This window comes from Butyrivibrio sp. DSM 10294 (assembly GCF_028539135.1).
Lineage (GTDB): Bacteria > Bacillota > Clostridia > Lachnospirales > Lachnospiraceae > Butyrivibrio.
The window spans coordinates 49,091-75,822 of sequence record NZ_JANSWL010000077.1 but is presented as its reverse complement, the minus strand read 5'-3'; the positions used below and the strand labels follow the sequence as shown (position 1 = coordinate 75,822).

Here is a 26,732-nt window from a genome sequence, read left to right as displayed (position 1 = left end):
CAATATGACTTTTTAGCCAAATAAGGGGAGAAAAAATGCAAAACAAAAAAGTTCTGTTTATGACTCAGGCTGCAGTAATAGCGGCTCTTTACATCGTTCTGACACTGATTGCCAACGCCCTTGGGCTTGCAAATTATGCCATTCAGTTAAGATTCTCGGAAGCTCTGACTATCCTTCCCTATTACACCGCAGCTGCGGTTCCGGGACTGTATGTGGGATGTCTTCTTGCGAATATCCTTACAGGCTGCGCTCCCTGGGATATAGTCTTTGGTTCCCTGGCAACACTCATCGGCGCTGTGGGCACATATCTCATAGGCCGCACCAAAAAGCGTTTTCCCGCGGCAAGATGGCTCTGCCCCATTCCTCCGATCGTTGCAAATATGATAATCGTCCCCCAGGTACTCATGAGGGTATATGGATTCGAAGGAACCCTTGGTTATTTCACCGCAACCGTAGGTGCCGGAGAGGTTCTCTCCTGCTACGTTCTTGGCATAATCCTTCTTCATGCCCTGGAAAAAAGAAAAGGCATCCTTCCGGATGCCGATTCCATGCAGTGATCACTGCGCATTTGATATTGAATAGATGTAATCATCCATATTCTCAAAGCTGTAGATATATGCGCTGTCGGTGCCATACACCAGGTGGTCCGACAGTTTGAATATATCTGCTGAATAAGGATTGCCAAGATCGTAATCTCTTGCACTTACAAGCACGAAGAACCTGCCCTCGGGAAGGGATCTTGTGTGCTCTGCATTCTGAAGCCACTGATATTCATTATCAAGGCTGTCGAGATGATCAATTTCTTTTACCGTATGCATGTCTATGCGTCCATCAGTCAGTGCCATTACCACGTTGCTGGACCAGAACATCGCAAAACCGTCGGTATAATCTGTTTCCTTCAGCCATTCAATGGCGTCTGTAATAGCATAGTCCTGATAGATATCCTCGGGATTAGGGTCAGCATACACCGAAATACTTGCGGTGCATATGCATACTCCCACGAACAGACCAATCACCGGCGCATAGTGTCTGAAATATCCCGCCTCCTCATATTTGAACTCAATTCCCATAACAAGAAGGAAATAAGGAATAACCGGAAGCCAGTAATATGAGTAATACTTGTTGCTGCAGGATAAAACCACAGTAGTTATAAGTGTAAGGGTTCCCACAAAGAGAAGGAACAGCTGTGTCATCTCATTGTATCTGAAGAGCCTCTTGTAGGTCCTCACAATACTTCCCACCAAAAGAAGGATCAGCAGGAAATTCAGGCAGTTGATGATTCCCTGCCAACTCACAAAGTGAACGTTTGCATGCCATCCAAACAGTGTCAGAGCATCAGTCAGGCAATTACCGATAGAGTCAAAGGAAAAATTTGTCCAGGTCTCTCTGAACTGATCCTGGAAGTTATATTTCTCACAAAGTATCTTTCTGTTTATGAATAGACCTATGCAGGAAAAAACAAAGGGGACCAGCGCAGAGATAAATACTCTGTTGGCCGCTGCTGCTATCTTACCGGACTTGGTCTTATTCTTAAACATATAATAATGAGCATACAGAAGTCCAAGAAGGCTCGTTGCAAATAATGGCGCATAGCAGATCATAAGAAGTCTTACGCCGCCAAGTCCCGCTACCAGAGAAACCGCTGCAAGAACTGCCAGAAGGATTGCCAGCACCGCTCTGTTTTCTTTCCTGTCCTCATCATCCGAAATCTTCCTGACCACAGGGCTCACCGCTCTGAAGAACAGTCCCATGGAAAAGAATGCGATGATAAAATAGGTCACATAGGATTGGCCGAAGGTTACGATCCTGACATACCACTGTCCGAAGGGCCAGGTAAGTATGCTGGCTGCAAACAGGCCCTCCCTGTAGAGTCCGGCTCCCTTAGCCATGTAGATAAAGGAAGCGACTATAAGGACCAGAAATACCACAGCAGCTGCAAGTCTTACCATGAGCCAGTTGTCAGGCCAGATATAGAACAGAAGCTTGTACAGAAGCTGCGTATGAACAACATGCAGCTCCGTGGAATAGAACCAGTTGCTACTAAGGATGCCGCCCTCGGCGCTAAGGAGCTTGCCAAGGATCATATCGGAGGCGATATCACTGTTTTCCATATAGAAATCTTTTTTGTAGATCAGGAATAATGTAAACAGGCCGCCTATTGCCATGAAGATCCACAGTAACGTATCCTGAACTTTTTCATTTTTCAATTTCTTAAGCATTGTTCTCTCCCGCCTTTTTACCTTTTTCAGCTCTCATAAGACCTATCAGAAGCGCCAGGCCCAGTATACTAAGTATGAAACCTGCAAGAAGTCCCGGTGTGTGATATTTGAGAGTTATTTCATGACTTCCCGCAGGAAGCTTTAATGCCATAAACATTGTATTGGCCTTGGTAAGCTCAGTCTTTTTGCCGTCCACGTAGGCTGTCCAGCCCTTGGAGTAAGGAATCGTAAGGCACATGATACCATTGTCCTGCATGTTGATGGTTCCGGTAACCTTGTTTGTGGCATAGGAAATCGGATTCTTGTACAGCTCTACATTTTCCAGCATATCCTGGCTTAAGATTCTGATCTGATTCTCATAATTGACCAGAGGCTGACAGATGATCTTGAGATCATCAAAGGTGTAGGTTCCATCCTCAGTGAAGGTGATGACCATCTCATCCTTGGGTCGCTCGGCGTAGCACATGTTCAGAAGATAATCGTGCCAGTCACTGTAGAACTGGTTCTTCTCAGTTTTGTAATAAATCTGCTTGGTGGTAACTACATTTTCACCGGAAACAGCCTGAATGTTCATAAGCGGATAGTCGCTTGGAGAATCCACATACAGCTCATCAAGCCATAAATAGGTCTCGCAGTTCTGAAGGCCCTTGAAGGTGATGTGAATGGATGAGCCCGCCTTGGCGGTCCACTTACCATCCTCAATGGTAACATCCCCTTCTGCGCTGATCTCAAAAGGCACTGACTGAGAACTGTAGGAGATCTCAGCCTCCGGATAGGTCTTGTCATCTTCATCAAGAACAATGCCGTACAAAAGAGCTTCCTGCCTCTCTGCGGCTGTCATGGCTTCATAATCGCTCTTTGGTATCACGTTGTAATAAGCGTAGCCAAGAGACAGCGGGTTCATGTTCTCAAAAATAGCAAAGTTGTATCTGTCATGAAGATGTATGAATCTGTAAGGTACAAAACGGATCTCTTCATCCGTATTGAAACGAAGTGAGTAATAACGAACACCCGCCAGGGTATTGAGTATTGCTCTGTCATCAAGGGCATAGTAGGCAAAATTCTGCTGATCGTTGTTGCCCATTTCCTTGAAATAATCGGATACGACGCCGTTTGCAAGACTCCAGTAGAACTGAGTTGAGGATACGCCCTCAATCAGCGAGGAGTTCCATACAAGGTCACGTCCTGAATATCTGTAGAAGCCGTTGGGATCACGGCCGTTTACCTCTACTGCCTCTTTTACCGCCTGAACCTCGGTGCTCTCCAAAAGGATATGCATGCTGTCCGGTGTAACCTCGTTAAAATACTCCTGGATCATATTGCCCTGCTCCGGAGAATAGCCGTAATAGCCGTTAATTACAATTCCCGTAAGCGAAAGTGCCAGGATAAGAACCTGCGCTGTCCCCCTTGATATCTTGAGCATAAGATGTTCTCTGTCTCTTACAAGGCAGTTGATAAGCCCCATGACAAGAACTACGGCAAGTCCAACATACATAAGTCGCAGCTCCGCCATGGCATTCTCATAGCCTCTGTTGTGAGTAAATCTCACCAGCAGGTAAAAGGCCAGGGCAAGAACCGCCATAGATGCCATCTGCAGCCACTTGATATTAAAGAGGTCGTCCCAGACATCAACTATCATAAATGCTGCGCACAGCGCAAAGGCAAAGGTCCATCTGTTGATAACATAGGCAAAAGCCGTAAGTGCATAGCCCGCTGCCGGGAGACACACAAACAGGATAAGAAGCAAAAAGCATACAAAGAGCTGAAGCGGTGCGTTTTCTTCAGTGTTCTCCTTGCCGGATGCTTTTTTGACCAAAAGAGTTATAACCCTGATAACAAGCATGAACACCGCCAGAAGAATGATGCCATGGAAGCCTATCTGCGTATCATAGAAGCCGTGATATACAAAGGAATACAGGTTTCTTACCAGCTGCTCATAATATTCCTTGTTGTAAAAAAGCGAAAAAGTAATTCCGCTGTTACTTCTTGGATTGGCCGGAAAAGCACATATTACCGGAAGAAGTATCACCATTGCCATAAGGCTTCCGATGATACCTGCTCCGAAGAACTTAAGGATCAGCTCTCCCCACTTCTTAAGCTGTCCTCCATATGTAAAGGCAACTCTTACGATGACATACACCACTGTAAGGAGCACGATCATATAGAAGAAGAAAAAGTTATTGCTGCCTGCGAGGAAGATCGCAAAGGCGAAGAATCCGGACTTATTTTCCCTGATTATCTTCTCTGCTCCAAGAATTACAAGGGGCAGATAAATAAGCGGATTGGCAAAATAGGGATGCCAGATACCAAGGAACAGGAAAAAGGTGCAGAAGCTGTAGGTGAACATTCCTGTCATCACACCGATCTTGGAAGCTCTCGGTCTTAAGTAGAAGCAAAGAGCCGAGAAGGTAATGCCCGCGATGAAGGGTCTCAGCATCATAACAACCTGAAAATATACATATATATATTCATTGGGAACAAAGACTGCCGGAAGATTCAGGATATCTCCGATAGCGTAATACTGAAGCGTCGGGTAGATATCTGTTCCGTAGCCCATTCCGAAGGAGAAGGTCTGTATCGACAGACTGTGTTCCTTCACCAGATGATACAGGACGCCGCGCATCCACTTGGCATAATAGGCCAGAGCCTTGATATGCTGCCTGAAGGCATCGGCGGAATTGATAAAACTAACATTGTTTGCAAAAAAGTAATAGAACACCCCGTAGATCATTCCCGCAAACAATATCGAATACACACCATAAAAAACAGCCGCTTTGTACGGCCTGTCAAAAACCTTTTTCTTCTCCACTAAATAAATCTCCCAAAGTTATTATTCTTAAAAAAGCGCATAAAATCGCACATTGATAGTATAGCACAAACTGTAAAAAAAATTTTTTGAAAAAAATTTTAATTCCTTGCAACATTTTCTTTTTCCCGTCTGTATACAAGATAGAACGGCAAAAAACAAAAAACACATAAGCCGTATTTTGGAGGGAAAAATATTATGAAAAGGTATATTAAAGGATTATCACTTCTGACAACAATCACCATCATGGCAGCATCACTTACAGGCTGCGGCGGAGCAAATCGTGCAGCGCAGGAAGCAAGCCCCATGCCCACATCAGACACTCAGGCAACAGAGGCTCCCGCAGCAGAAGCTCCCATAGCCAAAAGCGAACAGGCATCTCCTTCGCCTTCACATGAAGCTGCAACCGAGGAGTGCGAATCATACGAAGCCGCTCCTATGGCCCCTGCTGCCGGCTATGAATCAGCAAACAAAGCAGTTACAGAGAGCTACGGAGACTACGATGAGCGTTACAACAATATAAATCCCGGAGAATCCTATGAAAAGCCTGAGGAGGCAGGTTTCTTCCTGACTCAGACACAGCCTCTTTCAACCTTCGCAGCAGATGTTGATACAGCATCCTACGCAAATGTCCGCAGAATGATCGAGGACGGATATGACCTGTATGACATAAACGGCGACGCAGTCCGCGAAGAGGAGTTCCTTAATTATTTCGATTACAATCTGGTTAGCCCCAAAGCCGGCAACAAATTCGGTGTAACAGCTGAGATCTCAACCTGCCCCTGGAACTCAGAGCATGAGCTGTTATTCGTAGGTGTTAAGGCTGAGGAAAGTTTTTCCGAAGAGATGCCTGACAGTAACCTTGTTTTCCTGATTGACGTATCCGGTTCCATGAGCTCATCTGACAAGTTAGAGCTCCTTAAGACTTCAATGCTGGACCTCGTTGACAATCTTCCCGGGAACAGCACCATCTCAATTGTAACCTATGCAAGCAGAGAGGAACTTCTTCTTGACGGCGTTGGAATTAAGGATAAAAAGAAAATAGAGAAAGTCATCCGCTCTCTTTCAGCAGGCGGCGCAACAGCAGGCCAGCGCGGAATGGAGATGGCCTATGAAGTAGCAAAAGAGAACTTCATCGAAGGCGGAAACAACAGAATCATCATGGCAACAGACGGCGACCTGAATGTAGGCATCTCAGATCCCGACGAGCTTGAGAGATTTATCGAAGAGAAAAAGAATGATGGAATCTTCTTGTCAGTTCTTGGCTTTGGCACAGGAAATCTTAAGGATGCCAGCCTTGAAAGACTTGCTGACTGCGGTAACGGCAACTACTCCTACATCGATTCCAAGCTTGAGGGCCACAAGGTTCTTGTGGATGAAATGAGTTCAACTCTTGTAACCGTTGCCAAGGATGTTAAGTTCCAGATGGAGTTTAATCCCGCCAAGGTCAACGCTTACAGACTTATCGGTTACCAGAACAGAACAATGGATGCAATGGATTTTGCAGATGACACCAAGGACGGCGGCGAACTTGGATCCGGCCACACAGTTGTTGCACTGTATGAGATCGTTCCCACTGGTTCCAAATCAGCCATCAACCTCAAATATCAGAATAATGACACCGATGCAAATGTTTCTACCGACTATGGAACACTGGCATTAAGATACAAAGAGCCCGACGGAAACAAGTCCAAGCTCGAAGAATACATCATCGGCAGCAAGCTCTACACAGATACCCCCAGCGACAGCTTCAAGTTCGCAGGCTGTGCAGTTGAATTTGCCATGATCCTTGAAAACAGCGAACACGTTGGAGATGCAACCCTGGACGATATCCTTGACACCCTTAAGACCATCGATGAAACCGATGAATATAAGGATGAATTCAGATATCTCGTAAGAAGAATGGCCAAGGATGCCTGAAGCAGGATGACAGAGGGACGGTTCTGAGTCAAAAGGGGACGGTTCTTGCTGACTCACGAAGCGAGTCAGCAAGAACCGTCCCCTTTGACTCATAACCGTCCCCACTGGTATAAAAACCGTCCCTGCTGTCATCCTTATATAAAAAGATTTACTCTCCGGAATTCTCCGATGAAGAACTGTCATCATTGGAGGATGGCTCAGGTTTAACTGCATCCAGAACTTCCTGGTTGTTATCCTGGGAAGCGGGTTCCTGGGGTGCAGGTTCGGGCTCGGGTTCGGAAATTATCATGCTTGGCGGTGTGTAGTCTTCTGCCGGGGCAGATTCCGGTGCAGGTGCTGCCTCAGGTGCTGGCTGAGGTTCAGCGGCTGGCTGTTCTGCTGTTTCCTCAGGGGCAGGGGCTGCTTCTGGAGCAGGTTCCGGCTCGGGCTCTTCTATAGATTCATTCTCAGGTTGTTCTTGCTCAACAGGGAACTCGGCAGTTTCTTCGGAATCATCCTCGATAGCTTCTTCAGCTGATGAGCTGTCGCTTTCTGCATCTTCTGAGTCATCCGAAGCTTTCTCTGAAGGCTTTGATGATTTCTTGTTATCATCTGCAGAAGATGAATCCCTGTTATCTGAGCTATCGGAAGTATTATCTATGGCGTTTCCTTCAGAGGCATTATCCTGATTCTCCGGAGTACTGTCAGTAGGAACACTTACTTTATCCAAGGCTTTTTTCTCCTCTGACTGTTCTGAAGAATCCGTATCGGTATTTTCTGAAGAGTTTTCGTCTGATGTATCAACAATCGTTCCTGTGTCTTTTTTTCCACCGGATTTTTGTGCTTCTTCAGAATTCACATTTGACTTACTCTCCTGAGCATTATCAAGTACATAGACCTCTGTCTTAACTTTACTTATGCCTTTAAGCTGATATGTATCCAAATCATCAAAATCCAAAAGTACGGATCCGTTAACGTTTTTGCCATTCGTTGTATTATCGCTGTTTGAAGCAAAATAGCTTAACAGGGTGGCGCAAAAATCCGCTGATTTGCCTCCGTCACTATCCTCTCCGCTTGATGCTATGAACTTACTTGCAAACTCATCGGTATTACTGTAGCAATTGCCGCCTGCGCCATCAGAAGGTGATATTTCACCAATTATATTATCCAGAGTTTTTCCGTTATGGAGTTCTTCCAAAATATGATTCATTCCGCTACGGATGACCTTGGAATCAATAGTAATCTCACCTTTTTTCTCCGAAATGGCATCCTTTTTATCGTATGCTATAGCTGCCAAGTAGGCCAGATATACATTGGCAAGATATCCGCTTGCATAAGCGCTCTTTGTTACATCAGATGTACTATTGCTATCTGCATACTCAAGCCTCATGGTACTATCAGCACTGTATTTCTCCTTAAGAAGCTCCGCATCATAGGTTTTGGTCTCTGAATCAAAACCATAGCCATCGGATTTGTCACTCTCACCTGTGAAATACGCATTTAAGTACTGATACGGATTATCCACAGACATTCCCATACCTTCGATGAACCATGTCGGGAACTTGTTTTCTGCAGAATTCACATATTTACCGCTTGCTTCATCATACTTCTTTCCGGTCATTCCGGTTCTGGTATAGTCAAGCATATGGGCATGCATGATTTCATGTAGCAAGGTATTATCGAGAAGATCATATGCTTCATCGTTGAACACAGTCTTACCCGACTCTTTATCCACTGTGTAGAAATAGGAAACATTTATTCCAAGGGAATATGTCAGTTCACCCTGTTCGCTATAATCCCATTTAAGTTCAGCAATAGTGCCATTTCCAACTTCACCGCCTGTATTGTCAGTTTCATCAGTCTCATCGCCCACTTCGGAATTTCCGGAATTCTGAGACCCTTCAGCAGCCTTGTAATATACATATAATCCCAGTTTCTCTCCAAGCTCTGCCTCATCTTTCTTCTTTTCAGCCGCATCACCATAGGCAGGGAACTTCTGCTCAAGCAGCTGCACTGCCTCCGGTTCAACAACATTTTTTACAAAAGATATAAACCAAGCGAGGTCATTTTTATCAAGATTTTTAAGCTCCTCAATAGCATCCTTGGAACTATCGTCACTTTGAACATGTAGATCGATTATCGCCTTCTCTTCATCTTCACTTAGCTTTGGATCATACTTCTTATACCCGCTTCTATTTCCGGATCTTCCACCACCGCCGCTACCGCCGTTGCCATTCCCACTATCGGAAGTATCTGCCTGGGGCACATAAGGCTTTTCTTCAACGCCTGAAGACGCACTCTCTGTCTCCTCTTCATCATAAAGAGAATACTGAGTTGTTCTATTGGCTTCCACTTTGTTTTTTCCGGGAAGAAGAGGTGTGATATAGGTTACTCCGTTTGAGGGATTAGAGAGGGTTGCGACACCGGACTTAGCCATAAGATCTGTCACGAAATCAGGCATACTGATGTCATAAGTCACATTTTTACCTGTTGCCATTGCATAACCTTCAGGCAGGTAAAATGCCAGAATCGGATAGCAGGCCACTACTCCGTCTATATCCAGAGCAATCTTTAGCATATTTCCGTTCTGATCAACCCAGATAACCGGAACTTCCCAGGAAAGACCACTGTCTGCTGTTACGGTTGCAGATGTATCAAGAAGCTGACCATGGGAAGGAGGAGTTAAATTAGTTACTTTGAAGCCTTTGACATAGATAATCCTTCCATTGGCAAGAGTCTTGAAATAATCCTTTCCCTGTTTCCTGGCCTGCTGCTCTGCCGTGCTGGTGATCGCGCTGGCGATCTTGGCTGCATTGGCCCCGTCAAGATTAGCCGCCCTTGCGGAAATAGCGTGCATATTTGCGGAAAGCAACAGCACGCTCATTATAAGACTCATTATCTTCAGCCATCTCTTCATATGGAAACCCCTCTTTTCAATTTGAATGTCAGAAATAAAATTTTACTTTTTCCATAAAAAAACGATTCTACGCCGTTTGGTATATCGTCATTTTTTGCAGAAAAATTAACCCTTTTACGGAAATAAAATGAAATAAAAAAACGGAACGTTTCTAAAAAAACATTAGAAACGTTCCGCATAGTATTCATGCAAATATTTAATTTATCTTATTATCCTGGAGCCCTTCTTCATGATGTACATCTGCTCATCGGCGATGGCTATGACATCCTCAAGATTAAGCTCATCCGAAAGCACGGTGGAATAGGTTCCATAGCTGGCGGTTATGGGATACCCAAGGCGCTTGCTGTCCGTTGCCAGATGCTCCTTGACTCTGTAGATGATAGAATCCACGTTGTTCTCACCGGGAACAAGGGCGATCATCTCATCTCCTCCGAATCGAACAAGAAGAGTCTCTGACGGGCACTCAGCTCTCAGGGCATTGGCCACAGTAGCAATGGCTCTGTCACCGGCTGCATGTCCCATGGTATCGTTAATGATCTTAAGACCGTTAAGGTCAGCCATGATAATGTTGAGCTGTTTACCCTTATTCTGGGGCTTACTCCTGAACTCCTCATATTTGGCCAGGAACGCAACTCTGTTGTAGAGTCCTGTCAGGGCATCGTTCTGATACATCTGCTGGATCTTGTCCTTGAGGTATCTCTGATAACGGATCATTATAAATCCGCCAAGGCCCATACTAAGGCAGTTGGTCACGCTGGGAGTCTTGGAATAATCTATAAGGTCATATCTGTCAAAAGAATAGCAGACAAAACCTATAGCTCTGCCCATGTATTCAAGAGCATTGAATATGAGCGGATATCCCGCATCCATAGCCTCCATGAGACTTGGAATAACACACTCGGGATCAAAGGGAGTAATCTGATTACATTTGCAATAACTGTTATAAATAATACTCTTGGTAGTATTAGTAACATGGTCAAGGAAATAGTTCCTCTCAAGATCAAAGCAGGCATCCTCAACAACGACGCACATATTGTCGGAAAGGTTCTCCCTGATATGACCGGTGCAATCACCTATGCTCTCACTTGCCATGATGGTGGAGGCCAATACATGCATGATGTGGATATCATCCTGATGATGGTAAAACCTGTTATTAAGTCCATGTACAACGGAATTGACTTCGAAAAGACTGCGGGGACATCCGCAGGATTCATTGGGAACAAAGGTAGGTGTGATCCACCTCTCGATGTCTCTGGTACCGCCAAGAACTGCCTGTGTCACCTCACTGATGGTATCTGCCAGGACCTTACTCTCACATATAGCGGTAGTCATTCCGGGCTTGGCAAGAAAGGCCTCATCTATTCCGTCAAAGCCTGAGACCACAACATCTCCCGGGACCTTGATTCCGGCTGCCGTAAATATGTCGCAGACATTGATAGCCATGATATCATTGGCGCAGATAATAGCGTCGGGAAGTACTTCTCTTTTAAGAAGCTCATGGGCAACTTTCCTGGCCGGAATGGACCAGAAGTCGCCATAGCTTAACATACTGTCATCAAAAGTATAACCGTTCTCAGCGATTACTTTTTTGAACACTTCTATTCTCTCGTTGGAGAATTCACTGTCCATCTTGCCGGCCATGAAGTGGGGGCACTTGGGCTTGTGCTGTTCGATAATGTGTCTGACTACTGCTTCAAAGCCCTTACCGTAGTCAAATTTCACCTTGGCAACATTGTCATAATCGCCGTCCACAACAATGCAAGGTACATTGTACCCCGTTGCGGAATCGATAATATGCTGAACAACCTCTCTCTTCTTGATCTTCTCTGCCATAATAATGACAGCGTCAGTCTTATCAAAAGGTATCAGATCATAAACAGAAGCTTCAGCCTCATAATCTCCGCTGTTACCGATCTCGGAGTTCATGGTGTAAATAAACAACCTGCAATCCTGAGCCTTCAGAAGCTCATTGAGCTCTGTCACGCAGTCAAAAAATTGCGGATCATATATCCTGTATGCACATAGTGCTACAATCTTTTTCCCATCAATCATCGTAAATCTCCCCAAATGTTACGACATCAACAAAATCATTCCAAAATATTGTAACACACAAAGGCCTCTTTTTCTTCTCAGTAATTGCCTTTTTATTATGCTTTATAGTCTTGCCTTTATGCTCTCATATGCCTTCTGCATCTTCTTGAAGGTCTCCTCATCTCCGCTGGCTCCGTCGGGATGGAAGGTCTTGCACAGATTCTTATATCTTGCGTTCAAGGTAGCAAGATCATTGCAGCCATGGAAGAACATGGACTCAAATTCAGATATTGATGCATTAGGCGCGCTGTCTCCATAGCCGCTTGCCTGACCATCTGCCTGTGGATTGCCGTTCTTGACGAAAAGAAATGCGTTTCGCAGGTCCTCTTCGGTATTGATGGCAGACCATTCAACAGTGGCCGATTCATCCGTAAGATAAGGCTCTCCGTTCTCTCCAAGATTAACCACGTTGTAGGCAGAGCTCCATCTGCCGGTATAGGCATATATTACCTGGCTGTGCACATGATTGGTTCTGTACAGGATAGGAACCGAACCGTTGATCATACCAAAGAAATAGGAATACGGTCGCTGTCCCTTATCATCCTTATTACTTTCCCTCTCTGCAATCTTCCTGTCTCTCTCCTCCATGGGTTCATTGAGAACGGGTTCCATGGCCTTGAGGATCATCTGAGCATATTTGTCATCATAATCCGGAAAACCATCATCATAACCGGGAGCCATCATTTTCTGCAAAAAGACTCCAAAATCATCAGTGAAGGTCTTCTCAATTGAAACGTTGTTGGTAACTCTCCAGCAGCCAAGCTTAAGCTCATCAAGAGGATCGATCGGAATATTCCAGTTGACTGTTCCGTTACCTGCAAGGCTCACAAAATTGAAAAAGAAGGGTTCAAAATCCAGTTTGTCACGAAGATAGTGCTGAAGGGCAGCTACATGTTCATTGTTCTGCAACAGCGGATTATAGACCTTAGCCTTTTCTCCGTCATAGGATTCAAAATCCCAGTATTCCTCGGCAAGGCCGTTCATACTGTACATGCCGCTTCTGTTCTTGGCTTCTATCACGTATATCATGGATCCGAATACGACAATTGCATCTATTTCCTGAAAAGATCCGTTTTCCTCAGGTATCAGCACGTTAAAAAAGATATAGGTTCTGTAGCTCTTAAAGCTTGCTCTGGCCTTCTGATATCCCACTTCTACGAGATATTTTCCGGTCTTTTCCTTATCAACCGCAACTTCCTCAAAGGGATAGCCGGTCTGCTGATAATAAAGGGATCCATAGTAATTGTAAATAAGCTTCTCAGGGGTAAGTGGGGTGTTATGATTTCCCACAGAAGAGAACTTCTTGGCAAGGTTCCCAAGCAGGTTCTGGGGACGAAGATATTCACGAATAACGGTTGTTCCACAGGCTGAACAAACTCCTCTGCCCTCCTGCTGTGCAAGATCGCTGTCTATATAACATCCGCAATTAAAGCAAAAGTAACCGGGTTCCTCCGCAATTTTCTCGGCAGACTGCCTGGTAAGCATTTGAATATGATTAACTGCCTTTTGTTTGGAAAAATAGATCTCTCGGCCTGATGTACTTGGTGAGGTGGGTTTGCCGCATTTCAAGCAGAAATTAGATGTGTCGCTTATTTGGGCACCACAGTGAATACAATACATTTCTCTCACTCCTCCACATTACTTTCCCCTCAAATTCTCTCTCAAAAAATCTTCTGTTATATTACAATATTCGCCCTATGTACGCAAGTTAAGATTCTGTGTCTTTAGATATGACGGCGAGATTGAGGTAGAGGATGGCGTTCTGGTGGGTGTTGTCTATGGCGAGGACTTGGCGGAAGAGTTCTGCGGCGGTGGCGGGGTTATGAAGGCCAAGGTTGGCAAGACCCATGAGGTAGTAGCAATGGGCGCGGTTCTTCAAGGTCATGTCGGCATCGAAGACGGACATGTCGGGCATTGAGACTGCGAAGTAGTCCATCTTGAAGGTGTCGCGAAGGTGCTGCTCGCCGTAGTCGAGAAGGCGATAATAGCGGGCATTGGCTTCGCTCCTTCTGCCGAGTTTTTCAAGGGCAAGGGCCTGATAGAGGATCATGTCGGCGGGCTGGTCGTAGTAGTACATGACGCCGGCTACTTCCTGAGCTCCCAGGGTTGCCTTCAGGTAGGCTTCCCTGGCCTTCTCAGGTTGCCCCATTAGTTCGAAGGTAGTTCCAAGGTAATAATATAGATTGTTGTCTTTGGTGCCTTCAAGGCGCCCTTCCCCCAGATTTTCAGGATATGAGAGAGCTTCCTGGAGAAGCCTTTTTATCTGTATGCACATCTCAGCATCCGGCTCTTCCTTCGGCTCAGCTTCCTTCTGAACATTATCAAGAAGCTTCTTGGCCTGCTGCAGGAGGCTTACCTTGAACTGGGTTGTAATCTTGCCCTCTGCTCCTTCCCAGGTTCCGAAGCTGTGGGAGGATATAAGGTCATGAGCTTCTTCGTACCTGCCCATGTCATTCAAAAGAGTTACATATTCGGTGTAGAGATCATCTCTTTTCTGAATAAGTTCTATATGTTTATGGAAATTTGCAAGCCTATCCTCAAAGGATATCCCGAGCTTTTGATATAGCTGGTCTAACTCCATAAACACTCTTGCATCTGAGGTATCCAGCTCAAATGCCCGCTCCAGGCACTTCTTTGCCTTATCTTTGTCACCGCGCTTGTTGTAATAGGCGATGGAGAGATTGCGAAGAAGAGTTGGGAACGTGTCATCCTTGGCTGCAGCCTTCTCCCAGAGTTCGATTGCGAGATCATATTGGAGCTTGTCATAGTAGAGGCATCCAAGATAATACATGGCCCTCGGTGCATCAATGTCCAGCACTGCGATGTCCTCAAATTTATTTGGGAAACAGCAATAAGGATCTGCCTTCTCTGCAAGATCACGCTCCGCCTGTGCCTCATTATCACAACCAAGCTTACTGAGATAATATGCCCTATAGTAATGAATCATCGGATGATCGGAGCCACTGTAATCCAGCACCTTCAGCGCATCGTCGTAGAGCCCGGCTTCCGCCAGATCCCTGGCCATCTGCAGATATGTTTCATGGAAATCCCTTGAGAGCTTATGAAGATAAGCTTCATCACACATCCCCGCAAGCACACCTGCATAGATTGATACATAATCAAAGGCGTCGATCTTGAGATTCTCTTTTATCCAATTGTTAGCTTCTTCCATCCTTCCGAGCCTCACAAGCAGCATGGCTTTCAGCGCCCTTGCCTTAATGCTGTGGGTGTTTCTCACAAGTGCTTTTTCAATGAAATCAAGCGCCTCCTCGTACTCTCCTCTTCTGCAGGCTATTGCAGACAGATAGTAGAATCCTTCCTCCTGGAGCTCCTTTACCCAGATTGCCTTATAGAAGGTATCGAAGGCCTCATCATATTTTCCCCGGTAAAAAAGGCTAAGCCCCAGGTTATAGTATGCTTCGCTGTGGAATGGGCTGGGATGCATAAGTGTCAGTCTATCGATAGCCGCCCGGAAATACTTCTCGGAAAGGGCAAAACGCCCTCTTCTCAGCAAAAGAAGTCCGTAGGCATTGTTTATCCTGGTATCACCGGAGTCACGCTTAAGTCCCTCCAGATAATAATCGTCTGCAGACCAGGTAGCGTGGCGGTACTGCTCGATGTGCTGCCCTGTAAGGTACAGCTCTTCATTGGTGAGTATCTCTGACGGTTCCTTTGCTGCCTTTGCAGGCTCTGCGAGCTTGGGAATTCCCTGATCTTTGGGCTGATAGGATATCAGTTCCTTTCCCTCTGCCATTATGCTGACTTTGAGACGGTACTCATCCTCAATGTTAACCGGAAGCTCTTTTTCATATATGTCATTGGGCGAAAGCTTAGTTTTCTCCCTGAATATAACTTCTCCCTTGTAGGTTGCGTTAATCTCTGCTTCTTCATAGAGCTGAGTTGCATATGCGCAGATATAGAGGGAAGTTCCGCCGTCACGTAGTTCCATATTGAGAGCACCGTGAATGCCGGCGTTCTTGACCTGTCCCACTGCCTTGTAGGGCATGAAGTACTGCTTGAACACCTTCTCTTCATAGGGCTTAAGCCATGCAAAATCAGGCTGATTGTCGCAGAACATTCCTGTCATCAGCTCAATGTAGGGGCCGTCCTCATCGGTAAGATTCCTGTCCCAGGCTTTGCCAAAGTCGCCGCAGCCCCAGGTCCACTGCTTTTTGCCGGGCGAAATGTGGTGATCAGCAACATGCAAAAGACCGGCCTTTTTGCTGTAATCATAGCCTCCGACAAAATCATACTCTGACTTCTCAGCCATGTAGGAGGTGGGAACGGGAATATTCTTATATCTCGATATGTCCACGCCCTCGCTGTAATCATGCTTGTAATAGGTTCCTGTGGCTATTGGAAATCTGGAGACATCTCTTTTGCCATGGTCGTAGACACTGTGAACGTCAGGCGGAAAGATGGACTGGGTATAGTCATTTACGGAAACCGCAGGATTTGCCCACCACAGGAAGGTCTGAGGCAGCGGCGTTCTGTTGTAGAGCTGTCCAGTTACCTCGATATAGGCCTTGCCGGGATAAAGAGTGAAACCTGTAACACACTTGGTGCCGTACATCTGATCCACATCTCCGATCAGCAAGGTCTTACTGCCATCTGCATTCTCAGTGAGCTTGTAATCCACAGGACTGAAGGTTGTGGGTCTATGGTGCTGCGGCCAGTTAAACTCTATTCCGCCGGAGATCCATGGGCCTGTAAGTCCCACCAGGGCAGGCTTAATAACCCTGTTGTAATAAACAAAGTCATAGTCATTGGTCTTGTCGTAGGCTCTCTGAATCCTTCCGCCAAGCTCGGGGAGGATCATCACCTTAATGTATTCATTTTCGAGAAAAACAGCCTTCCACTGCTTATCTTTCTTGGTTCTGCTGATCTCATTTGTTGTGGGATAGGGGTAGATCTTGCCGCTGCTCCCCTGATATACCCTCTTTTCTAAGAACATAGGATTCCTGTCGGCGGGACCAACTTCGTAGGTAGGGATTGTGACTAACTCCTCGTATATCTTAACTTTGCTCATGTATGCCTCCTTGCGGCTATTTAGTATTCAACGAGGACGATTGTGAGTCAATGGGGACGGTTCTTTGTGACTCACGAAGCGAGTCACAAAGAACCGTCCCCATTGACTCGCAATCGTCCCATCGACTCCTCCACCACCTCGTATCTTGCAAAAAATTGCCATCATCATTACAATTATGATACCCGGTCATCTCCGAGATTTCATTAGATGTATTTGCTCACAGATATAAAAAAATTGCTGAGGTATCCCCATGTACTCAAAAGAAAAACTTGTATCCCCCGTTTCCGATTACTACATCCACACTCCCGCCGCAAATACCCGTGATCTGTTCCTCTATCCCACGATCACAGGATATTTCAAATATGAAGCAGGCTATCACCTCTACAGGGAGTCCTTCGACAGCTTTCTGTGCATGTATATCAAAAAGGGAAAATGTATTATAGAAATCAATGACAAGTCCTATACCGCCGCTCAGGGGCAGATAGTACTCATAGACTGCTACGGCCCCCACTCCTACGGCAGCAAGACCGGCTGGGAAGCGGTGTGGTTTCACTTTGACGGCAGCCTTGCCCGCAGATACTATGGGGAAATCACCAAAGAAAAAGGCAGCGTCATAACCCTCAGCTCTAACTACCGTTTCGAGAAGTACATAGATAAACTCTACACTTCCTTCAAAAACGGCGCATCGGTCAATGACGCTGTCCTCAATAATTGGATTGTAAATATTCTTACGCAGCTTCTAACCTCCGGTGTAAAACCGGAGAACATAAACGGCTCAGGCGATGCCATAGAGGATATCGTATCCTACATAAACGACAACCTGACCGGGGAGCTGTCTCTGGAAGATCTGGCCAAAAGAGCTAACATCAGCCCCTATCACTTCCTTCGAGTCTTCAAGAAAGAGACCGGCTATACGCCCCACGACTACATCGTAACCACCAAGATAAACCACGCCAAGTACCTGCTGTCCACCACAACCATGTCCAGCAAGGATATCTGCTATCATCTTGGTTTTGGCAGCGAAAGCGCCTTTTGCTCCACCTTCCGTAAAAAGGTAAATATGACTCCTCAGGAATACAGAGAGTCGGTCCTTTAATCAAATTTCAGAATAGTTGCCAGTATTCTTCTGGCGCACTGCTCGAAATCCGCGCGGTTTACTGCACCCATTTCCTGAGCCTTCTTAACACGCTCAGGGAAACCGCAGGCCATCTTAAGATCATTTCCTGCCTTGATCTCCTTGTAGTGCTCTCCCCTTGTCCACCAGTCTGTGGTAACAAATCCGGTAAAGCCCCACTCTTCCTTAAGGATTCCTGTAATGAGGTCATGACTCTCTGAAGCACGCTCTCCGTTGATAACGTTATAGGATGACATTATTGTATAAGGTGCAGACTCGTGAACTATCATCTCAAAAGCCTTGAGATAAATCTCTCTAAGAGCACGCTCAGACACTCTTGAGTCGCAGTGCTTTCTGTTGGTTTCTTTATTGTTGCAGGCAAAATGCTTGACGGAGGCACCAACATTGTTTCTCTGAATACCTCTTACCATGGCACCTGCAAGGCGTCCTGTAAGATAAGGATCCTCTGAATAATACTCAAAATTACGTCCGCACATAGGACTTCTGTGAATGTTGATGGCAGGAGTGAGCCATACGCAGAGGTTGTTCTCCTTGAGCTCCTCGCCGCCGGCAAATCCAACTTCCTCCACCAGGTCTTTGTTCCAGGTGCAGGCCAGGGATGTGGCACAAGGGAAAGCTGTTGTCTTAACGCCTGTCTCAGGTTGGATACGAACACCCGCAGGGCCGTCAGCAGTTACCGCATTGGGCACTCCGTACTCAGGAAGATTGCCAAAGCCAAATACGTTGCCAACGCCGGTGTTGGGCTGACCGCCGCAAAGGTGGATCAGATCCTCATCGGAGAGCTGAGCCATGAACTCATCAAGAGTTACTTTTCCTTCTGCAACTTCGGCAAAAGTCTTTGCCCCCTCCTTATAAGGATAAGTAAGGAAATAGCTGTCTCTTCCGCGAACTGCCGGTACAAGAGCCTCCTCAGTTCCGGGCTCCATCTTCTCAAAAATACATGCATTTATGTCCTTGTGCTCACCTACAGGGAGCTCCTCGAAGCTGCCATCTGCAAGCATTCTCTTCTTGAGTTCCACAGATGCAAGCTTGTGAGAAAGTTTCTGAATGACCTTGTCTTCCTCATTATTGAATTCAAAATCAGTCTTCGTAAGATTCCTTACATTTTCGCCGATATAGAAGCTGTAAACGCCCTTCTCAAGCACATAGGATGCATCTGAAACCTTGCCCAGATCGTCATAGGAACTAAGCTCATACTTACTTACAGAAAGAGTAAGGAGCTGAGCTTCTCCGGGTGCAAGAACCCTGGTCTTGGCAAAATCGCCAAGCTCCCTGGCGGGCTTTTTAAGAAGTCCCTGAGGAGCGCTGTAATAGAGCTGAACGACTTCTTTGCCGGCTACTTTTCCGGTGTTTGTAACCTTAACAGTGAAGCAGAATCCGTCATTTCCCTCGGTAAAATCTGCTGCGTTCACAGTCTTCTTAAGTCCCGAAACCTCTTTTACCGCTGCAGCATCTACAACCTCCATGTCAAAAGAGGTATAGGACAGTCCGTAGCCAAAGGGGTAAACCACCTTCTCTGCCGCTCCGGGAACAGTCTCAAAATATCTGTAACCAACGTATACATCTTCGCTGTAATCAACGTATTCATAGGACTCATGGAAGCCTTCTGTTGAAGGGTAATCCTCAAGAGTTCCTGCAAAGGTATCGGACAATCTTCCGGAAGGACATACCTTGCCAAGAAGCACGTCAGCTGTGGCAAGTCCGCCCTCCATACCGAGCTGTCCCATGTAGAGAGCTGCTCCGATCTTAGCATCCTCTTTTACCCATCTAAGATCAAGAGTTCCGCCAATATTAAGAACGGCAATTACTCTGTCAAAAGATGCTGTGACCTTGGATACCATCTCCTTCTCCTTGGCGGTAAGGACGAAGTCTCCATCAGGGAAAACCTCACCGGAAAGAGTAGGCATGCTGGTTGCTGCAGGCCAGGGGCTGAACTCACTTGGAGACTCAACCTTGCTGCGATCCCAGCCTTCTCCTGAGAATCTGTTGATGACAATGATGGCGGTGTCGGCAAAATTCCTGGCGCCCTTAACCATATCCTCTGAAAGGTCAGGCTCTGCGGTCATTCCGGGAGCCCTTCCCGCCTCATACTGCTTCTCTATCTCCTGTCTGTAATACTCGATCACAGGCTCATATACTCTGACGCCTCTCTCCTTAAGTCCATCGTAAAGGGATCGGATATATTTGCAGAAAACATCTCCGGATCCGCCGCCTCCCTTAATGTACTCATAGGATGCCTTGCCGAACATGGCAACTGGTGCATCACCTGAGAGAGGAAGAAGATCGTTCTCATTCTTAAGTAAAACCACTGCCTCATCAGCAGCTCTTTTGGATATATCTATATGTTCCTTACTTCCGGTAACTCTGGTATCGCCGTAGAGCGGCACACCGGGTTGATAAAGAAGTCTTGCCCATTTCTGCATAAAAAATACACCTCCGTGCTATATTACCAATAATTTCCTATACCATTGTAAATGGCGATTCTAAGAAATAAAAGTAAAATATTTCGAAAGTGTATTCTCAATTTTTGTCCTATAGTCAGTTTACAAAGCTGCCACAAGTATAAGCCTTACGATAAATGCCACTACCCAGGCCAGTGCACACTGCCATATAACGGTGAATACAGCCCATTTTGCTCCCATCTCTCTCTTGATGGTGGAAATGGCTGCAACGCAGGGAGTGTACAAAAGACTGAATACCAATAATGTCCCCGCTGAAACTGCGGTGAGAGCACCGGTTACACCGCCCTCTGAAGCAAAGAGAACTTCCAGAGTTGAAACCACGCTCTCTTTTGCCATGAAGCCTGAAATAAGGGCTGTCACTACTCTGTAATCTCCAAGTCCAAGAGGTGCAAATACGGGAGCCAGCCCTCCTGAAACAAGGGCCAGTATACTATTCTCCGGATCACTCACCAGGTCAAAGTGAATGTCAAAGCTCTGCAAAAACCATACTACAATGGTTGCTACAAAAATGACGGAAAAGGCCCTCTGAAGGAAATCTTTGGCCTTCTCCCACAGAAGAAGTCCCACGTTCCTTGCTCCGGGAAGCCTGTAATTGGGAAGTTCCATAACAAAGGGAACGGCTTCGCCCTTGAAATGAGTCTTTTTCATAAGAAAGGCCACCAGAACTCCCACAAGGATTCCAAGGAAATAGAGGCCTGTTATGATTAGTCCGCCTCTTCCCGGGAAAAAGGCATTAACGAAGAATGCATAGATCGGAAGCTTGGCCGTACAACTCATGAAAGGAGTAAGAAGAATCGTCATCTTCCTGTCCCTTTCGCTGGGAAGTGTCCTTGTGGCCATAACCGCAGGAACTGTGCATCCAAAGCCTATCAGCATGGGCACGATGCTTCTTCCTGACAGACCAATTCTCCTTAGCACCTTGTCCATGAAGAAGGCAACTCTTGCAATATATCCACTGTCCTCCATCAGCGACAGGAAGAAGAACAATGTGACGATGATGGGCAAAAAGCTAAGGACGCTGCCCACACCTGCAAATATTCCGTCGATAATAAGTCCGTAAATAACCTCGTTAACTCCATGAGCCAAGAGAAGGTCACTGACAACACCTGTCAGCTGATCAATTCCCGTCTCTAACAATCCCTGAAAAAAAGCTCCTATCACGTTGAAGGTGAGGTAGAAAACCAGTGCCATGATAATGATGAAGGAAGGTATTGCAGTATATTTACCCGTGAGGTACTTATCTATTTTTTCGCTTCTTGCGTGTTCCTTGCTCTCATGAGGCTTAACTACGGTCTTGCTGCAGACCTTTTCAATGAAGTCAAAGCGCATCTCGGCGATGGCTGCGCTTCTGTCAAGGCCGCGCTCTTTTTCCATCTGAGCGATGATGTTCTCAAGCATTACCTCTTCGCTCTCTTCCAGCTTAAGCTTATCCATAATGAGCTTGTCGCCCTCAACCACCTTGGTGGCCGCAAACCTCAGGGGAATCTCGGCCCTTTTGGCATGGTCTTCAATCAGGTGCTCAACAGCGTGGATACATCTGTGAACTGCGCCTCCGTAGGCATTCTCATCACAGAAATCGTAGATAAGCGGTTTCTCCTGATAGTGGGCAATATGGATTGCGTGGCTTACCAGCTCCTCGATGCCCTTGTCCTTAGCTGCGGAAATGGGAACCACGGGAACTCCAAGCATTTCCTCCATAAGGTTGATCTTGATGGTACCTCCGTTGCCGCTGACTTCATCCATCATATTCAGCGCAACTACCATGGGAATTCCCATCTCAAGAAGCTGCATGGTAAGGTACATGTTTCTCTCAATATTGGTGGCATCAACGATGTTGATGATGGCCCTTGGTCTGTCCTCCAATACAAAGTTTCTGGATACGATCTCCTCGCTGCTGTAGGGGGACATGGAATAAATTCCCGGAAGGTCCGTTATCAGCGTATTGGGATAGCCCTTGATCTCGCCGTCCTTCCTGTCAACTGTAACTCCCGGGAAATTGCCAACGTGCTGATTGGAGCCTGTGAGGCGGTTAAAAAGAGTGGTCTTACCGCTGTTCTGATTACCCACAAGGGCGTAGGTAAGGACCGTATCCTGGGGAAGCGGATTCTCATGCTTCTTGTCATGATACTTGCCGCCTTCACCAAAGCCGGGATGGGAGTATGTATTGCCCTCCACAGCCTTACGGACATTTTCATCTTCGCTCTCTTTGGCCTTCATAACCTGGATCTTCTCGGCATCAGCAAGGCGAAGTGTCAGCTCATAGCCGTGGATACGAAGTTCCATGGGATCTCCAAGGGGGGCATATTTCACGACCTTGACCTGGGCGCCCGGGATCACTCCCATATCAAGAAAATGTTGGCGAAGAGCTCCCTCCCCGCCAACTTCGGTTACTATTGCACTTTCATTTATCTTTACATCTCTTAAAGTCATGGCATATCTCCAACTTATTGAAAACTTTTATCATTAACATTATAGTCCCAACACTGAAAATATGCCACCCTTAATATTAGCCTATGTTAACAAGCCAATCACAGTCCTTGCATATATTTGTCCATGTCCTCTGCAATCCTTTTTGAGACGTCGACGGCGGCAACTACGGTTTTGGCGCCGGTTACTACGTCGCCGGAGGCGAAGACGCCGGGAAGGGAGGTCTCACCGGATTCATTGGTGTAAAGGTTTCCTTTCTCGTTGAGCTTAAGGTCCTTCTCGTGGGTTACGATGCGGTCCTGAGGAACCTGAGAGATAGCGATCATGATGCTGTCTGCCGGAACAAGCTCCTCGGCTCCCGTTTCTGCATTGAGAAATACCGGGCCTTCATCCAGGATGCGGACAATCTGCTTTTTGTATTCAAACTTTACGCCGTCAACCTTGGCGTACTCAAATTCGGACTTGGAGGCACTGACTTCTTCGCCTCTTACATAGACTACAACTTCCTTCGATCCGTGTCTGATGGCGGTTCTGGCCACGTCCATGGCAGCGTTGCCTGCTCCTATTATAGCTACCTTGTCACCAAGATCATAGACATCAGGGTTGTTGAGGTAGTTGATGGCATAGAATACATTTCCGAAAGTCTCTCCCGGAACGCCTAGCTTTCTTGGACGCCAGGCTCCTGTTCCTATGAACACGCTCTTATAGCCATCGTTTAACAGGTCCTGAATTCCGGTGGAACCTCCGATTGAGAAGTTGGGTCTGAACTTAATTCCGAGTTCTCTCATTTTTTTGTAATATCTGTCCAGAATGGACTTAGGAAGTCTGAACTCAGGAATACCGTAGCGAAGGATTCCTCCGATCTTGTCATGGGTCTCGAAGACAGTTATTGAATATCCCTTAAGAGCAAGGATGATGGCGATGGTGATACCTGCAGGTCCCGCACCTATAACCGCTGCCTTCATACCGTTTGAAGGAGCAGGCTTAAGCTCCAGCCTCTCGAAGCAGGAATCCGATATATAGTTCTCAATTGAAGAAATGTGCACAGGTTCGCCCTTTATACCCCTTACGCAGTTTCCCTCGCACTGATTCTCATGGTTGCAGACAAGAGAACATACCATGGACAGCGGATTGTTGGCAAAGAGCATCTCCGCAGCTTCCATCATCTTGTTTTCCTTGAAAAGCTGTATCATTTTCGGAATGTTTGTGTGAATTGGACACCCGTTTTCCCGACATCTGGGATTGGTGCACTGAAGGCAGCGATTTGCCTCATCGATTACATGTACTGACATAGAATAACCCCCTTTTTTCTTTCTTTTCTTGCGTTTGGATTATTCTATATGTAAAAGAAGTCAAGAAAAACCCGTTTTGATGGAGCTTTTCTTGACTTTCTTGAACTTGTCTATAGGGACGGTTTTTATACCAATGGGGACGGTTCTCTATGGTAAAGTTTTTTCTTTGCAAAAACTTTACCATAGAGAACCGTCCCCATTGGTATAAAAACCGTCCCCATTGACTCACAATCGTCCTCGTTAACTCATGTCATAGAATGCTAAGAAGCTTGTCGGCTATGAGGTTAGCCACAACCAGCTTGTATTCTGCTCTTGTTCCCTTGGACATCAGCTTATCTTTGGTAACAAAAACGTCACTTCCATAAGCTATAGCATAATAGATCTCACCCGGAGTGCTGTCGTTATTGGCAGGATCGATGTTTCCCATGGTCCCGGTAACACCGATTGCTATATCGGCGCCGTAGGCCGTTTTTGCTGCCTTGGCCATCTCCGTCGCGGTTTCGCAGGAATATACGCCATGCTCTGCTATTACTGTTTCCGGTACTCCCTGCATGATCTTGGCTTCATTACTGTAGGTCACGAAGGCTCCCTTCATTATGGCTGAGGAGCCTTCGGTATCTGTGATAAGAGAAGCGATGAGCCCGGAGGTACAGCTCTCCATGGTGGTAATATATTTCTTTTTTTCTATCAGCGTTTTAGTTATCTTTTGATACTTGCCTCTGACAAAATCCTCGAAATCGTCCACTTTTTTACATCTCCTTAAGCATCTTATCAACTGCTACAAGTCTTACACATACAGTGAAGATGTCCATTGCAAGCTTAAGGTCATTAAGTGAAGGGAAGGTAGGTGCGATACGGATATTGGAGTCATGAGGATCCTTGTGGTAAGGATAAGTTGCTCCGGCTCCAGTCATGGTAACACCGGCCTTCTTGGCTCTGTCAACAATTGCCTTGGCACAACCCTCGGGAGCATCGAAGCTGATGAAATAACCTCCCTTAGGTCTTGTCCACTCACCTACTCCGACAGGAGCAAGATCTCTGTCAAGGGCATCAAGTACTGCCTCGAACTTGGGACGGATGATGGCTGCATGCTTTCTCATATGAGCCTTCATGCCTTCGAAATCTCCGAAGTAGCGAACATGACGAAGCTGGTTAACCTTGTCATGACCGATTGTCTGATAGTTGAGCTGAGCCTTGATCTCCTCAAGGTTATTGAGGGATGTGGCGATAGCTGCAATTCCGCTTCCGGGGAAAGTGATCTTGGAAGTGGAGGAGAATTTATAAACCAGATCAGGGCTTCCTGCCTTCTTGCACTCCTCAAGGATCTCAATGAGGTAGTCCTGATCATCGTCATAGAGGTGGTGAATTCCGTATGCGTTATCCCAGAAGATTCTGAAATCTCTTGCTGCGGGACGAAGACGTGCAAAACGTCTTACGGTCTCGTCTGAATAGGAGTATCCCTGAGGATTGGAATACTTGGGCACGCACCAGATACCCTTGATGGATTCGTCGTTGGCAACGAGTCTCTCAACTTCGTCCATATCAGGGCCTGTAGGGGTCATCTGTACAGGGATCATCTCGATTCCGAAGTACTCGGTGATGGCGAAGTGCCTGTCATAACCGGGAACGGGACACAAGAATTTGACCTTATCAAGCTTGCACCAGGGTGTGTTGCCCATAACACCGTGGGTAAAAGCTCTTGAAACAGTATCATACATAACGTTAAGAGAAGAATTGCCATAGATAATGATATTATCGGGTTTGTTCTCCATCATGGCACCGATAAGCTCCTTGGCCTCCTCGATACCTGTAAGAACGCCGTAGTTACGGCAGTCAGTTCCGTCAGCACAGGACAGATCAGCCTCTGAATTGAGGGCATCCATCATTCCCATGGAAAGATCGAGCTGCTCTCTGCAGGGCTTACCTCTTGCCATGTTAAGGCTAAGCTCCATCTCCTGGTACTTCTTGTATTCAGCCTTGAGTTTGACAAGCTCCTGCTCGAGCTCTGCCTTGCTCATCTCGACGTATTTCTTCTGCTTTTCAACGCTTTTTTCACTATTTTTCTGGGCCATTTTCACCTACTCCTCATTAATTGTTTACGTGTATACAATTTTCGACTATTCTACCACAATCTTTACTACTTTACCACCTTAAATTTTGGGTTACCCGGTTGAGTTCACATCCGTTTTCCCACACGCGAAGTAAGTTCAGGGGCAGAGGTACATCCGGGGCAGGGCAGGAAGAGGCAGCAGAAGGGCAGAAATATTCGCCCCTCCTTCGCTTAGATTACATGGCATTTCATAAAGGTCCCAACAGGTCTGCAACTCCTAAACTCCGTCCGGATTATTATGCTATAGTTTCCCGGATGTTTTCTGCCCGACGTCAAACAACGGAGCTGCGAACAGACCCGTTGGGACCTTTCTGAAATGCTCATGAATCTATACGCTCCGTCAGA

14 protein-coding genes and 1 pseudogene are annotated in these 26,732 nt (G+C 46.3%); 3 read left to right on the top strand and 12 right to left on the bottom strand.

Features of this window, described 5'->3' with window-relative positions:
• The first annotated feature begins 35 nt into the window (after positions 1 to 35).
• Positions 36 to 557 carry a QueT transporter family protein gene (locus NXH67_RS09480; RefSeq protein ID WP_272797233.1) on the top strand — a complete coding sequence of 174 codons (522 nt, stop codon included), beginning with the start codon at positions 36 to 38 and terminating at the stop codon, positions 555 to 557.
• Here the strand turns inward: NXH67_RS09480 and NXH67_RS09475 are convergent, their stop codons facing one another.
• Positions 558 to 2,219: a hypothetical protein gene (locus tag NXH67_RS09475; RefSeq protein ID WP_272797232.1), complete on the bottom strand. Its 1,662-nt coding sequence runs from the start codon at positions 2,217 to 2,219 to the stop codon at positions 558 to 560.
• On the bottom strand, positions 2,212 to 5,028 hold the full coding sequence (locus NXH67_RS09470; RefSeq protein WP_272797231.1) for a YfhO family protein: 2,817 nt from the start codon (positions 5,026 to 5,028) through the stop codon (positions 2,212 to 2,214). The genes NXH67_RS09475 and NXH67_RS09470 overlap by 8 nt, the downstream gene beginning before the upstream one ends.
• A 195-nt stretch (positions 5,029 to 5,223) precedes the next feature.
• Here NXH67_RS09470 and NXH67_RS09465 point away from each other — a divergent pair, with 195 nt between their 5' ends.
• On the top strand, positions 5,224 to 6,945 hold the full coding sequence (locus NXH67_RS09465) for a vWA domain-containing protein (RefSeq protein ID WP_272797230.1): 1,722 nt from the start codon (positions 5,224 to 5,226) through the stop codon (positions 6,943 to 6,945).
• 148 nt (positions 6,946 to 7,093) lie between these two features.
• Here NXH67_RS09465 and NXH67_RS09460 read toward each other — a convergent pair whose 3' ends face one another.
• The 5 genes and pseudogenes from NXH67_RS09460 to NXH67_RS09445 form a co-directional block, all read right to left on the bottom strand.
• Positions 7,094 to 9,841, bottom strand: coding sequence for a hypothetical protein (locus NXH67_RS09460; protein ID WP_272797229.1), 2,748 nt, complete (start codon positions 9,839 to 9,841; stop codon positions 7,094 to 7,096).
• A 201-nt stretch (positions 9,842 to 10,042) separates the two neighbouring features.
• Positions 10,043 to 11,893: a substrate-binding and GGDEF domain-containing protein gene (locus tag NXH67_RS09455; RefSeq protein WP_022779199.1), complete on the bottom strand. Its 1,851-nt coding sequence runs from the start codon at positions 11,891 to 11,893 to the stop codon at positions 10,043 to 10,045.
• A gap of 102 nt (positions 11,894 to 11,995) precedes the next feature.
• On the bottom strand, positions 11,996 to 13,417 hold the full coding sequence (locus NXH67_RS09450) for an NERD domain-containing protein (protein ID WP_272797228.1): 1,422 nt from the start codon (positions 13,415 to 13,417) through the stop codon (positions 11,996 to 11,998).
• 72 nt (positions 13,418 to 13,489) lie between these two features.
• Positions 13,490 to 13,552 (bottom strand): annotated as a pseudogene (locus tag NXH67_RS18450) (zinc-ribbon domain-containing protein); the annotation flags it as partial.
• A gap of 88 nt (positions 13,553 to 13,640) precedes the next feature.
• Positions 13,641 to 16,961, bottom strand: coding sequence for a tetratricopeptide repeat protein (locus NXH67_RS09445; RefSeq protein ID WP_272797227.1), 3,321 nt, complete (start codon positions 16,959 to 16,961; stop codon positions 13,641 to 13,643).
• Between the two features lie 250 nt (positions 16,962 to 17,211).
• Between NXH67_RS09445 and NXH67_RS09440 the strand changes: the two genes are divergently transcribed.
• Positions 17,212 to 18,057, top strand: a complete 846-nt coding sequence (locus tag NXH67_RS09440) for an AraC family transcriptional regulator (RefSeq protein ID WP_272797226.1) — start codon at positions 17,212 to 17,214, stop codon at positions 18,055 to 18,057.
• Here NXH67_RS09440 and NXH67_RS09435 read toward each other — a convergent pair.
• From NXH67_RS09435 to NXH67_RS09415, 5 genes are all read right to left on the bottom strand, one after another.
• On the bottom strand, positions 18,054 to 20,519 hold the full coding sequence (locus NXH67_RS09435) for a glycoside hydrolase family 3 protein (protein ID WP_272797225.1): 2,466 nt from the start codon (positions 20,517 to 20,519) through the stop codon (positions 18,054 to 18,056). The genes NXH67_RS09440 and NXH67_RS09435 overlap by 4 nt on opposite strands.
• A gap of 120 nt (positions 20,520 to 20,639) precedes the next feature.
• Positions 20,640 to 22,988 (bottom strand): ferrous iron transport protein B, encoded by a 2,349-nt coding sequence (feoB, locus tag NXH67_RS09430; protein ID WP_272797224.1) that lies wholly within the window; start codon positions 22,986 to 22,988, stop codon positions 20,640 to 20,642.
• Between the two features lie 98 nt (positions 22,989 to 23,086).
• Positions 23,087 to 24,277 (bottom strand): NAD(P)-dependent oxidoreductase, encoded by a 1,191-nt coding sequence (locus NXH67_RS09425; RefSeq protein ID WP_022779193.1) that lies wholly within the window; start codon positions 24,275 to 24,277, stop codon positions 23,087 to 23,089.
• Between the two features lie 250 nt (positions 24,278 to 24,527).
• Positions 24,528 to 25,022 (bottom strand): CinA family protein, encoded by a 495-nt coding sequence (locus NXH67_RS09420; protein WP_272797223.1) that lies wholly within the window; start codon positions 25,020 to 25,022, stop codon positions 24,528 to 24,530.
• Between the two features lie 4 nt (positions 25,023 to 25,026).
• Positions 25,027 to 26,349 (bottom strand): aminotransferase, encoded by a 1,323-nt coding sequence (locus NXH67_RS09415; RefSeq protein WP_330676671.1) that lies wholly within the window; start codon positions 26,347 to 26,349, stop codon positions 25,027 to 25,029.
• Positions 26,350 to 26,732 lie beyond the last annotated feature (383 nt).

Bases quoted from the DNA above. Each gene is read 5' to 3' on its own strand.
- NXH67_RS09465 (WP_272797230.1), top strand. From the start codon at position 5,224: ATGAAAAGGTATATTAAAGGATTATCACTTCTGACAACAATCACCATC.
- NXH67_RS09450 (WP_272797228.1), bottom strand. From the start codon at position 13,417: ATGCTTACCAGGCAGTCTGCCGAGAAAATTGCGGAGGAACCCGGTTAC.
- NXH67_RS09415 (WP_330676671.1), bottom strand. From the start codon at position 26,349: ATGGCCCAGAAAAATAGTGAAAAAAGCGTTGAAAAGCAGAAGAAATAC.
- NXH67_RS09440 (WP_272797226.1), top strand. From the start codon at position 17,212: ATGTACTCAAAAGAAAAACTTGTATCCCCCGTTTCCGATTACTACATC.
- NXH67_RS09475 (WP_272797232.1), bottom strand. From the start codon at position 2,219: ATGCTTAAGAAATTGAAAAATGAAAAAGTTCAGGATACGTTACTGTGG.
- feoB (WP_272797224.1), bottom strand. From the start codon at position 22,988: ATGACTTTAAGAGATGTAAAGATAAATGAAAGTGCAATAGTAACCGAA.
- NXH67_RS09480 (WP_272797233.1), top strand. From the start codon at position 36: ATGCAAAACAAAAAAGTTCTGTTTATGACTCAGGCTGCAGTAATAGCG.
- NXH67_RS09455 (WP_022779199.1), bottom strand. From the start codon at position 11,893: ATGATTGATGGGAAAAAGATTGTAGCACTATGTGCATACAGGATATAT.
- NXH67_RS09425 (WP_022779193.1), bottom strand. From the start codon at position 24,277: ATGTCAGTACATGTAATCGATGAGGCAAATCGCTGCCTTCAGTGCACC.
- NXH67_RS09435 (WP_272797225.1), bottom strand. From the start codon at position 20,519: ATGCAGAAATGGGCAAGACTTCTTTATCAACCCGGTGTGCCGCTCTAC.
- NXH67_RS09460 (WP_272797229.1), bottom strand. From the start codon at position 9,841: ATGAAGAGATGGCTGAAGATAATGAGTCTTATAATGAGCGTGCTGTTG.
- NXH67_RS09445 (WP_272797227.1), bottom strand. From the start codon at position 16,961: ATGAGCAAAGTTAAGATATACGAGGAGTTAGTCACAATCCCTACCTAC.